Origin of the sequence: Streptomyces gobitricini, from assembly GCF_039532985.1 — a bacterium.
Taxonomy (GTDB): Bacteria; Actinomycetota; Actinomycetes; order Streptomycetales; family Streptomycetaceae; genus Streptomyces; species Streptomyces gobitricini.
Genome location: NZ_BAAASR010000015.1, coordinates 286264 through 297717 on the forward strand (window position 1 = coordinate 286264; position 11454 = coordinate 297717).

9 protein-coding genes are annotated in these 11454 nt (G+C 74.7%); 7 read left to right on the top strand and 2 right to left on the bottom strand.

Annotated elements, in window-relative coordinates; translation table 11 throughout:
• Nucleotides 1-127 precede the first annotated feature (127 nt).
• A complete protein-coding gene (locus ABD347_RS13805) occupies nt 128-2224 on the top strand; it encodes a DUF4139 domain-containing protein (RefSeq protein ID WP_344360616.1) in 2097 nt (698 codons plus the stop codon).
• Nucleotides 2225-2232: 8 nt separating this feature from the next.
• On the top strand, nt 2233-3795 hold the full coding sequence (locus ABD347_RS13810) for a DUF4139 domain-containing protein (protein ID WP_344360618.1): 1563 nt from the start codon (nt 2233-2235) through the stop codon (nt 3793-3795).
• Here the strand turns inward: ABD347_RS13810 and ABD347_RS13815 are convergent.
• Both ABD347_RS13815 and ABD347_RS13820 read right to left on the bottom strand, forming a co-directional pair.
• Entirely contained in the window at nt 3756-4604 is an 849-nt protein-coding gene (locus ABD347_RS13815) for an arylamine N-acetyltransferase family protein (protein WP_344360621.1), read from the bottom strand. The two genes, ABD347_RS13810 and ABD347_RS13815, sit on opposite strands and share 40 nt — an antisense overlap.
• Nucleotides 4605-4734: 130 nt before the next feature.
• Nucleotides 4735-4893 (bottom strand): hypothetical protein, encoded by a 159-nt coding sequence (locus ABD347_RS13820; protein WP_344360624.1) that lies wholly within the window; start codon nt 4891-4893, stop codon nt 4735-4737.
• A 189-nt stretch (nt 4894-5082) separates the two neighbouring features.
• Here ABD347_RS13820 and ABD347_RS13825 point away from each other — a divergent pair, with 189 nt between their 5' ends.
• The 5 genes from ABD347_RS13825 to ABD347_RS13845 all read left to right on the top strand — a co-directional run bounded on the left by ABD347_RS13825 (nt 5083) and on the right by ABD347_RS13845 (nt 11247).
• A complete protein-coding gene (locus tag ABD347_RS13825) occupies nt 5083-5988 on the top strand; it encodes a YihY/virulence factor BrkB family protein (protein WP_344360626.1) in 906 nt (301 codons plus the stop codon).
• 49 nt (nt 5989-6037) lie between these two features.
• Nucleotides 6038-6958 (top strand): phosphatase PAP2 family protein, encoded by a 921-nt coding sequence (locus ABD347_RS13830; protein ID WP_344360629.1) that lies wholly within the window; start codon nt 6038-6040, stop codon nt 6956-6958.
• A 375-nt stretch (nt 6959-7333) separates the two neighbouring features.
• The gene (locus tag ABD347_RS13835; RefSeq protein ID WP_344360632.1) at nt 7334-8290 is read left to right on the top strand and encodes a quinone oxidoreductase family protein; all 957 of its coding nucleotides are present in this window, start codon (nt 7334-7336) and stop codon (nt 8288-8290) included.
• A 168-nt stretch (nt 8291-8458) separates the two neighbouring features.
• Nucleotides 8459-9262: a cupin domain-containing protein gene (locus ABD347_RS13840; protein ID WP_344360635.1), complete on the top strand. Its 804-nt coding sequence runs from the start codon at nt 8459-8461 to the stop codon at nt 9260-9262.
• A gap of 359 nt (nt 9263-9621) precedes the next feature.
• A complete protein-coding gene (locus ABD347_RS13845; protein WP_344360638.1) occupies nt 9622-11247 on the top strand; it encodes a cellulase family glycosylhydrolase in 1626 nt (541 codons plus the stop codon).
• Nucleotides 11248-11454: the final 207 nt, after the last annotated feature.

Here is an 11454-nt window from a genome sequence, read left to right on the forward strand (position 1 = left end):
CGGCCGTACGAAGAGGCCGCGGACCGGCTCGGCGGGGGGGGGGGGACGTGGACCGGCTCGGCGGGAGGACGCGGACCGCCCGGGCGTAGGCTTCGCCCGGTCAAGGACGCGGTGGGGGGCGGAGTACATGACTGCTGGGACAGCACCTCGATGGGGGTCGACCCTCGATTCGGTCGTGGTGTACGCGCAAGGCGCGGTCTGTCACCGCCTGGCCCGGGGCAGCGTGCCGCCGGACGGCCGGGTGCGGGTGACGGGGCTGCCTCGTTCGCTGGACGCCGGCTCACTGCGGGCCCGTGTCCTGAACAACTCCGGGGTGCGCGTCACCGAGGCCCGGGTGGAAGTCGAGGCCGAGCCGCTCGGCACCGGCACGCTCGATGAGTCGCGGCGCGAGGTGGAGCGGCTGTCCGACGAGCATGCGGCGGCCCTGGCACGCCGGGACCGGCAGTTGGGCCTGGTCGAGGAGGTCAGGGCGCTGCTTCCGGTTCCGCCGGCTCGCAGGCGCGAGGACCCGCACCGCCTGACGCCGGTCGACGCGTGGCTGGATCTCGCCGACTTCGTCGACGAGCGGCTGACGGGACTGCACGCACGCCTCACCGAACTGGAGGAGGCGCTGCGCCGCGTCGAGCACGAACTCGCCGTCGCCGCGGACAGGCTCGCCCACGCCTCCACCGACGCACCGCCGGCGCACGTGCGGACCACGGTCTGCGCGGTCGTGGCACTCGACGGCACCTGCGGTGAGGATGTGGAGCTGGAGCTGGAGTACGGGGTCCCGGGCGCCGTCTGGGTGCCCGGCTACCGGCTGACCCACCGTGAGGGCGGCGGCACCGGAAACCTGGTGCTGCGCGCGTCGGTCGCGCAGCGCACGGGCGAGGACTGGACCGGCGTACGCGTCGCCCTGGCCACCGCCGACCTGCGACGCCGCACCGACCTGCCGCGGCTGCGCTCGCTGCGGATCGGACGCCGGCAACCCGCCCCCGCGCCTTCCGGCTGGCGCGAGCCCCCGGCGGGGCTCGGCGACCTGTTCACCGGGTACGACGCGGCCGGCCCGCCTCCGGCAGCGGCGGCCGCGCCCGTGGCCTTCGGGGCCGGTTCCGTGCCCGGTTCCGTGCCCGGTCCCGTCCCCCCGCCTCCGCCGCCTCCGGCACCGCGGGGCTACGGCGGGCCCCCCGGCGCCTTCCCGGTGCCCGGCGGCGCGGCCGGTGCCTCCCCGGGGGTCTTCGGCGGCGCCATGCCCGCTCCGGCACAGCCGGTCCAGGCACAGCCGGTCCAGGCGCGGCCGAGCGGCAGGCCGCGTACCGGTGGCGGGCCCTACGCGGCCTCCGCCCCCATGGCGCCCGAAGCTCCCGGAGTGGCTGTGCCACCGCCTCCCCCGGCACCGACGGCCGGGCCGCCACGGCCGAGCGGCGCCGAACTCGACTACGCCTCCCTCGTGCTGCGCGGCCCGGAGGACGGGGCCGGTCACAGGGGCAGGCTGTTCCCCGACTCCCCCTTCGACGCGGTGGCGGCCGAGTACCGCCGCCGCGCCGAAGCCGTGGCCGCGCTGCCACTGCCCGGCCACGCCGTGCGGCCCCGCGAGTCGGCGGGCTCCTTCGACCACCGCTTCGACGCCGCCGCCCGCGCCGACGTCCCCTCGGACGGCACCTGGCACACCATCACCGTCGGCGAGATCCCGGTCGGTCTGCGCACCGAGTACCTGTGCGTACCGTCCGTGGAGCAGACCGTGTACGCGACGCTGGTGCTCTCCAACGCCACCGGCCAGGCCCTGCTGGCCGGCCCGGTGGAGGTCACCGTCGACGACGACTTCCTGCTGACCGCCGCACTGCCCACGCTCGCCGCCGGCGGTGTCTGCCGGGTGGGGCTCGGGCCGGCCGAGGGCATCCGGGTCACCCGCCGTACGAACCTGCGCGAGTCGACCTCGGGTCTGCGCAACAACACCACCGTGCTCGACCACCGTGTCCACGTGGAGCTGGCCAACCGGCTCGCGAGGCCGGTCACCGTCGAGGTCCGCGAGCGGGTGCCCGTCACCTCCGAACCGGACGTCCGCATCGAGGAACGGGCGGACTGGACGGCCCCCGAGGACGGCACGGGGTCCGAGCACCACGCCCCGGGCACCCGCGTCTGGCGGGTGGACCTGCCCGCCGGCGGCACCGCCGCCCTCGACGGCGGCTACGAGATCCGCATCCCGGCCGGCAAGGCCCTGGTCGGCGGCAACCGCAGGAGCTGACACACCTCATGTCCACGGCACCCGAGCCGATCGCCCTCCCCGTCACCGCCGTCACCTGCCTGGAGGACCGCGCCCACGTCGAGCGCTCCGCCGAACTCGGCCTGGAGGCCGGGGTGCAGCGGCTGCGCCTCGGGCCGGTCAGCGCCCTGGCGGTCGACCGCACCCTCCACGCCGAGCTGACCGCCGACCACCCCACGGCTGTGCTGGACGTACGGATCGTCCGGACCTGGACGCCCCGCGGGCCGGAGCCCTCCGCCGGCGACGACTCCCCCCTGCGCCGGCGGACGCACGCCCTGGAGCAGGAGCGGCTCGCGCTGGGGCAGCGACGCGACCGGCTGCGTGCCCGCCTCGACCTGCTCGGCCGCCTCGCCGCCGACCTGCTCCGGGAGATCGGCGAGGGCGCCGGCGCCGGGGAGACCGCGACCACCCGCTGGGCACGCGAACTGGACCGGGTGGCCGAGGAACGCGACGCGTACGGTGAACGACTCCGCGCCGCCGAGGCCCGACTGGCCCGCCTCGCCGAGGAACTCGGGGAGGCTCAGCGGGCCGTGGACCTCGCCGAGGGGGACCCCGCCGAGCTGGTCGGCCATGTCGAGCTGACTGTCGAGGCCGCGGTCGCCGGGCCGGTCCGGCTCCGCCTGAGCCACCTCACCCCGTGTGCGCTGTGGCGGCCCGCCTACCGGGCCGTGCTCGACGGGGACTGCCTGACGCTGGAGACCGACGCGATGGTCTGGCAGCGCACCGGCGAGGACTGGTCGGACGTACGGCTGACGCTGTCGACGGCCCGGTCGGCGCAGGCCACCGACCCGCCGCGGCTGGGCGAGGACCGGCTGATCCTCAAGGACCGCTCAGCGGCGGAGCGCCGCACCGTCGACGTCGAGGTCCGTGAGGAGGAGACCGGGGACCTCGGCCCCGCCCCGGTGCTCGGCCTGCCGGGTGTCGACGACGGTGGCGAGGCGCGGGTGCTGCACTCCCCCGCGCCGGTCTCCGTGCCCTCGGACGGCCGTGCCCACCGGGTGCCGCTCTCGGCGTTCACCACGGCCGCCGGCAGCGAGTACGCCTGCTCACCGGAGCTCTCCCCACTCGTCACCCAGGTGGTGCGGTTCGACAACCTGTCCGGCCACGCGTTGCTCGCCGGACCGGTGGACCTGGTCCGCGACAGTGGGTTCAGCGGTCGCGGCATGCTGGAGTTCACCGCTCCCGGCGCCGCCGCCGAGCTCGCGTTCGGCAGCCGTGACGACCACCGCGTGATCCGGGAGACCGAGGAGTCCCGCGAGTCCGCGGGCATCACGCAGCGGACCGTGGTCACCCGCACGGTCCGGTTGTACGTGTCCAGGTTCTCCGCCCCCGGGGAGACCGGCGAGCGGGTGGTCGCCCTCCGCGAGCGGATCCCGGTGTCCGAGACCTCGGCGGTGGACGTACGGCTGCGCGAGGAGGCCTGCTCGCCGGTGCCCGACGCGATCGACGCCGATGGGGTCGTCCGCTGGAACGTCGCCCTCCCGCCCGACAGCCACCGCACGGTCACCCTGGTCTACGAGCTGTCGGCGAGCGGCAGGGTCGCCGGGCTCTGAACGGTGCTCCCGCGCGGGGCGTCGGGGGTCCCCGGCCCGGCCGGCAGCCGGTCGAGGACGATGCCGAAGAGGTCGCGGTAGGCGGCCAGCGTCTCGTCGTCGCCCTCCAGCGTCCGTTCCGTGCGCCGCCCGTCCGCGGTGGTGACCAGCTTGCGGCCGCTGAGGGTGACCCGGCCGTCCTCGGTGAGCAGCGAACAGACCGGGGACCGTGTGAAGTGCGACGCCGGTGAGGTGCGGTGGTACCAGGAGCCGGCCTCGAAGTCGGGCAGCGTCCGTGCCCGCCGTTCGACGCGGTACCGCGCCTGCCCGTTCCGCAGGACCTCCCAGTCTCCGTCCGGGGTCTCGTCGACACGGAACACTCCGGCCGGGTCGTCCTGGTCCCGGCGCTCCTGCAGGGACAGCGGGTAGTGGCTGTGGTCGCCGAACCCGACGTCCACGAGCCAGGGTCCGGTGCCGTCGTCCGTGCCGACGCGCAGCGCCAGATGGTCGTAGGGGATGCCGATGCGGCCTTCGTCGTCGAGAGTCCGCACCTGGAGGAAGGCCACCCGGAAGCCGAGGTCGCGCAGCAACACGGCGAACGCGCCGCCCAGCTCGTAGCAGAAGCCGCCGCGCCGGGCGTGGACGACCTTGTCGAGCAGCGCCTTCTCCTCCAGGACGATCTCCTCACCGAGGTGGATGGAGAGGTTCTCGAACGGCACCGTCAGCAGGTGCCGCAGGTGCAGTTCGCGCAGTGCGCCGGCGTCGGGGCGGGAGGGGCGTGTGGTCCCTATGCGGTCGAGATAGGCCTGTGTGCCGGCAACGGTGCTCATGGGGGCATTCTTGGCGTCCCGCCGCCGCCTGTCATGCGGCGGAAGCCGTAGGTCTGCCGACGGAGGCCGGACCGGCACCCGGCCCGGCCTCCGGCCCGTGGCGCGCCGACGCCGGGGCCGCCGTGTCCGGTCATGGCGCCGGGGCTCCGTCCTCCTTGTCGTCCGCCGTGCCGGGCGGGGGCAGCGGGATGCGGGTCTGGCCGTCGATCGGGGGCGGTGTCCGCTCGCCGAGCCGGTCCTCGAGCTGTTGCAACTGCTGCTGCCTGGTACGCGCTTCCGGTGTCGTCATGTTCTCCTCATCACCACTTCACCGCCCCGGAATCAGCCTGCGCGTTCCCGCCCGGCCGCACCCGTGGCGGCCGCACCCGTGGCGTGGCGTGACATCGCCGTCGCGGGGCAGCAGGAAGGAGACCTCGCCGGTCTCCCCTCGCAGAGGCGGCGGCCGGGTCGCGGCAGGCCGGAACGGAGCGGTGGTTTCATGACGATCGGTGTCCCCGCGAGCGGCTCGGCGTCCGGCCGGCGCGAGCACAGGGCGTACGGCAGAGCCCTGGCCCGCACGCCGGTCGCCGTGTGGGAGGACGATCTCACCGACTGGGCGGCGGCGTTGACGTACTACGCGGTCCTGGCGGTCTTCCCGGCCCTGCTGGTGACCGTTTTCTCGCTGACGCTGCTCGGCACGGGCTCTCCGCAGGAGGTCGTCGCGCAGCTGGGGGCCTTCGTGCCGGAGGCGGCCCGCCCGGTGCTGGAGCAGGCGCTGGGCGGCTCCGCGGAGGAGCCGTCGGTGCGCTGGGTGCTGGTCGTGCTCACCGCCGGCGCCGCCCTGTGGTCCGCCTCCAGCTACCTGGCCGTGTTCCGGCGCGCGTTGCACGCGATGTACGGCGCTCCCGACTGCCGTCCGGCGTGGCGGACGTTCCCCGCCATCCTGCTGAGGGCGTTGGCCGTGCTCGCTCTGCTGGTCAGCGGGGTGCTGACGCTGACCGCCGCCGAGTGGGTCGCCAGGGCCATCGGCCGGGGTACGGGGACGGACCACCAAGCGGCGTTCATCTGGGCGGGTCTGAAGTGGCCGCTGCTGTTCGTGGTGGTCGTCGCCCTGGTCCTGCTGCTCTTCCGGTCCGGACCGCCCGAGTCCCGTGGGGTGCGGCAGACGGTGGCCGGCGGGACGCTGGCGGTGCTGCTCTGGCTGCTGGCGTCGATGGGGTTCGCGTTCTACGCGGCGCACGTCGCGAGGTACGACCGCCTCTACGGCTCCCTGGCGGGTGTGGCGGCGTTCCTCGTGTGGCTGTGGGTCTCCCACGTGGTGTTGCTGGCCGGCGCGCAGTTCAACGCGGAACTCGCGCGGGACGGGCGGCCGGAGAGGCCGGATCCCTGTTCCCCGGCGTCGTGAACCGCGCATCGTCATGGTTCGGCCGGGCGCGGGGGGCAACAAGACGGCCATGACGACGGGTGGCGGTGTGGCGGCGGGACGGATCGGTGCACTGGTGCCGTTGCCGTTCCTGGGGCTGTTCATGGTGGGGGCGGGCCTGCTCATCACCGGTCCGGCGGCGGCCCGGTGGCCCTTCTCGGCGGAGGACGCCGTCAACACCTGGTTCGCCGGGCGGCGGAGCGGCACGGCCACGGTCGTCTCGGAGTGGCTGGCGTTCGCCGCCTCCACCGAGAGCGTCATCGGTGTCACGCTCGCGTGCGCCGTCGCGCTGATCGTGCTCCCGCGTGCCGCACGGTGGACGGAGGCGCTGTTCCTCGTGGGTTCGGTCGCCGCGCAGTCGCTCCTCTTCCTCCTGGTCACGGCGTGCGTGGAGCGGCCTCGGCCCGACGTGCCGCGGCTCGATCCCGCCCCGCCGACCTCCAGCTTTCCCTCGGGACACGCGGGGGCGGCGCTCGCCCTCTACGGCGGGCTGGCCACGCTCGCGGTCAGCCGGCTGCGCGGGCCGTGGCGGTACGTCGTCGCCGGTCTGCTGCTGGTCGTGCCGCCCGCCGTGGCGGTGTCCCGCGTGTACCGCGGGATGCACCATCCGAGCGACGTGGTCGGCGGCCTGGTCAACGGCGCGGGCGTGCTGCTCGTGATGGCGCACGCGCTGCTGTCCCCGCCACCGCGACCGGACAGGCCATGGGACCGGGCGCCCGGTGCCCCTGGGGCCGCCGGCCGTCCCGGTTCCCGCCCCGGCCGGGAGCGGAGGCCGCGCGGCGGCGAGGTCCCGGTCACGGTCGGGCCGGGGGCGAGGGGCGCCGGGCCCGGCGCGGACCGCCGTGCCGGACCGCCTCCGCCTCCGCCTTCCGTCGGCGGCGCGTCCTCCGCGTGGTTCGCCGGTGGTGGGGGCGGGTGGAGCGGAGAGCCCGGACGGGGGCGGGGCACGTGAGCGGGGAAGCCTTCCGCCCGGGCGGCGCACCCACGAGCCGTCCGCCGCGCCCGACCCCCGGGACGCGCCGGGCCGGAACGCGGCCATGGCGCCCCGCCGCGCCGCCGGTTCCGTACGGCGGGGAGGGCGACGGCCCCGGCGACGGACGGCGACGGCGACCGCCGCGACGTCACCGACGCGGGAGCGCGGCGCGGAGCCCGTCAGGGCGTCGGCCGGACAGGGCGTGTGTCGGCGTCCACTGCCGCCACTACCGCCACCAGGGCGTGGCGCAGGTCACATACTGAGCAGTTGGTAATCTTCCTCGCCCGGTGGGAACGTGACGCCGGGGCTCCGCGGGAGCACCCCACGGGACGACCCAGGAAGTGAGGAGCGGCTGTGCGTGCGATACACGTCACCGAATTCGGCGGGCCGGAAGTGCTGCGGCTGGTGGAGGTGCCCGACCCCCGGCCGGAGCCCGGCCGCCTGCTGGTCGGCGTCTCGGCGGCCGGCGTCAATTACGCCGACACGCACGCGGTCGAGGATTCGTACCTGTCCTCTTCCGCCCTGCCCATGATCCCGGGCGGTGAGGTGGTCGGCCGCACGGAGGACGGACGCCGGATCGTCGCCCTCGCGGACAACTACGGCGGTTACGCCGAGAAGGCGTCGGTCCGGGAGGACCTGGCGATCGACGTCCCCGACGCGGTGAGCGACGGCCAGGCCCTGGCACTGATCGTGCAGGGTCTCACCGCCTGGCACCTGCTGCGCACCTCCGGGCGTGTGGCGCCGGGCGAGTCGCTCGTCGTGCACGCCGCCGCGGGCGGCACCGGGTCGCTCGCCGTGCAGCTCGCGAAGGCGTTCGGGGCCGGTCGTGTCATCGCCACCGCCTCCACCCCGGAGAAGCGCGAACTCGCCCTCTCCCTCGGCGCGGACGTCGCCGTCGACTCCCACGCGGACGGGCTGAAGGACCGGCTGACGGAGGCCAACGGAGGCCGGAAGGTCGATGTCGTCCTCGAGATGACGGGCGGCCAGGTCTTCGAGGAGTCCCTCGCCGCCCTGGCGCCGTTCGGCCGGCTCGTCACGTACGGCATGGCGAGCAGGCAGGCACCGCAACCCGTCCACGCCGCACAGCTGATGGGCCGGTCCCGGGCGGTTGTGGGTTTCTGGCTGATGCACGCGATCGGGCGCCCCGGGATGTACCGGGAGCCGATGTCCGAACTGCTGGCGATGGTCGGTGACGGACGCCTGGCGCCACGGGTCGGCGGTGTCTACCCGCTGGCCGATGCGGCACGGGCGCACGAGGACCTCCGCGCCCGCCGGACGGTCGGCAAGCTGGTGCTCGACACCTCCCGCTGAGGGCCGGTCGGCGAAGTCCCGTACGTCCCCGCCCGGAATCCGTACGGGACCCCCACGGACGCCGCGCGTCTTCGGGGCGCGTCTCGGACGGGGGTGCGCCTGCGGGCCGGGGCCCGTGCGGGGGGGCGCCGTGGGGTGGCCCTCCCCTGGGCGCGTCACCGGAACGGCGTGGCCACGCCCGCGCTCCGGCTCCCGCCCCTCCCCCGCGCTTCCGCCCCCGCCCCCGCTCCGGCCCCGGCCCCGGACTTCGACTCCGCGATCTGGCCCGGCGAGTGCGCCGACCTGATGGACCGGCTCGACGTACCGGATCTGCGGCCTTTCATCGGGGCGCTCCGCGACGACGTGGACCAGGGCGCGTTGAGGGACGTGTTCACCGGCTTCCTGTCACCGTGTGCCGGCCTGGCGGACTTCAGGGCCTACCTGGCCGTCGCACGTGCCCACCCCGGCGATCCGGGACTGCTGCCCGCGCTCATGCTGCGGCATGTGCGCCTCGCCCCGGGAGAGGCCCTCTGCCTCGGCGCGGGCGTCCCGCACGCGTACCTCTCCGGTCTCGGGGTGGAGATCATGGCGAGCTCCGACAACGTCCTGCGGTGCGGCCTGACGAGCAAGCACATCGACCGGGACGAGTTGCTGAAGGTGGTGCGCTTCAGCGCCCTCCCCACCCCTGTCCTGCTCCCCCGCGCCGAAGGGGACGAGCACGTGTATCCGGCGCCCGTCGAGGACTTCCGTCTCTCGCGGATGGCGCTCGACGCCCGGGCGCGTCCGCGACCGCTCGGCCCCGGCGCCCCTCAGATCGTCCTGTGCACCCGGGGCGAGGCCCACCTCACCTCCGCTGGCATCTCCTTGCGGATCGGTCCGGGCCACGCGGTCTACGTACCCGCCCGGGAGCGCGTCACCGTGACGGGCCAGGGGACGGCCTTCCGTGCCACGGTCGCCCTGTCCGGCGATCGCCCGGACACGGGCGGGCACTGAACTTAACCGGTTCCGTTGTATCTCTTGTTCCAGCCGCCGCGGAGCCCTAGCCTCTCCTCAGTCGCCGAGACGGCCGAGATGACCGACCGTCGTGAGCACCGGTCGCGCGAACAGGCGCGACAGGTCCCCGGCGCCATTCCTCCCGCCGCCCGGTGAGAGCCGCAGCACGACGCCGGACGGCGGGACACCAGTCGGCTTCGACGGCCGCACGAGCACGGCCCCGACGGCTGCCGGGAAGTCCCTTCCACGCCGTCGGAGAAGTCCGTCGGGCCGGCAGCACCGCATCCTCCACATCAGGAAAGCCGTATGCCGCGGAGCGCACCGACGCGGCGTACGCGCCACCGAATCGGGAGCACCCCATGAGCAGGAAACTGGCCACCGCGGCGGGAGCGCTGCTGGCCGTCGTCGCCACCATGTTCACCGGCCCACCCGCGGCACAGGCCGCCGAGCCGGCCGCCGGCTTCCACGTACGCGACGGCCGCCTCCTCGACGCGAACGGCAACGACTTCGTCATGCGAGGCGTCAACCACGCCCACGCCTGGTACACCGCCAGGACGGGCCAGGCGCTCTCCGACACCAAGGCGCTCGGGGCCAATTCGGCGCGGATCGTCCTCAGCACGGGGGACCGCTGGACGAAGAACGACTCCGCCGACGTCGCGAAGGTCGTCAGCCAGTGCAAGGCCAACCGCCTCGTCTGCGTGCTGGAGGCCCATGACACCACCGGATACGGCGAACAGGCCGGAGCGATCTCCCTGTCCGACGCGGTCGACTACTGGATCGAGGTCCAGGACGCGCTCAAGGGGCAGGAGAAGTACGTCATCCTGAACCTCGGCAACGAACCGCACGGCAACGTCGGGTACACGGCGTGGACCGCGGACACCACCAACGCCATCACGCGGTTGCGGGCCGCCGGATTCACCCACACCCTCATGGCGGACGCCCCCGCCTGGGGGCAGGACTGGACCTTCACCATGCGGGACAACGCGCCGGGTGTCTTCGCCGCCGACCCACAGCGCAACGTCGTCTTCTCCGTCCACATGTACGGCGTGTTCGACACCGCCGCGGAGGTACGGGACTACCTGGGCCGGTTCGTCGCACGCCGACTGCCCATCGTGGTCGGCGAGTTCGGGCACGACCACTCGGACGGAAATCCCGACGAGGACGCCATCCTGGCGACCACCCGGGAGCTGGACCTCGGCTACCTCGGATGGTCCTGGAGCGGGAACGGCGGCGGCGTCGAGTACCTCGACCTGGCGGCCGACTTCGACGCGAGTCGCCTGACCACCTGGGGCAGGCGCCTCTTCGAAGGTCCCGACGGCATCAAGCAGACCTCCCGCGAGGCGAGTGTGTACGGCTCTCCCGGCGGGGACGACACCCGGGCCCCCACCGCCCCGGGCAGGCCCACCGCCTCCGACGTGACGTCCACCGGAGCCCGGTTGGCGTGGGCGGCGGCGACCGACGACACCGGTGTCACCGCGTATGACGTCGTACGCGTCGACGGCACCCGGGAGACCCCCGTCACCACCACCGCCGCCACCGCTGTCACCCTCACCGGCCTGGCCCCGGCCACCGCCCACATCTTCGCCGTCTACGCCCGGGACGCCGCGGGCAACCGCTCCCCCCGCTCCGCCACCGTCTCCGTCACCACCACCGACGGGCCGGCGACCGGCGGCTGCGCCGTCTCCTACCACCTGGACGAATGGAGCGGCGGCTTCAACGCCTCCGTCGACATCCGCAACACCGGCACCCGCGACATCACGGGCTGGCAGCTCGACTTCGCCTTCCCCGGCGGACAGACGCTCAACTCCTCCTGGAACGCGAAGGTCGTCCAGCAGGGCAACCAGCTCCGTGCCACCCCTGAGCCGTGGACCGGCACCATCCCGGCAGGCGGAACGGTGAGCTTCGGGCTCAACGGCAGCTCCACCGGTGGCAACGGCGTCCCCGCCTCCTTCACCCTCAACGGCACCGCCTGCTCCAGGATTTGACCGCCGGACCGCCCCGGACCGTACGGGCCGGGGCGCTGCCCCCGTCGGCGCGGCGCCCCCGTCGGTGCCTGCCCCGTCGGTGCCTGCCCCGTCGGCGCGGCGCCCCGAACCACCCGCCCGCCCCGGCCGGCCCCCGCCCCGGCACCGTCGCGGGCACCGCACGGCCGGCACCGTCGCGGCACCGCACGGCCGGCACCGCACGGCCGG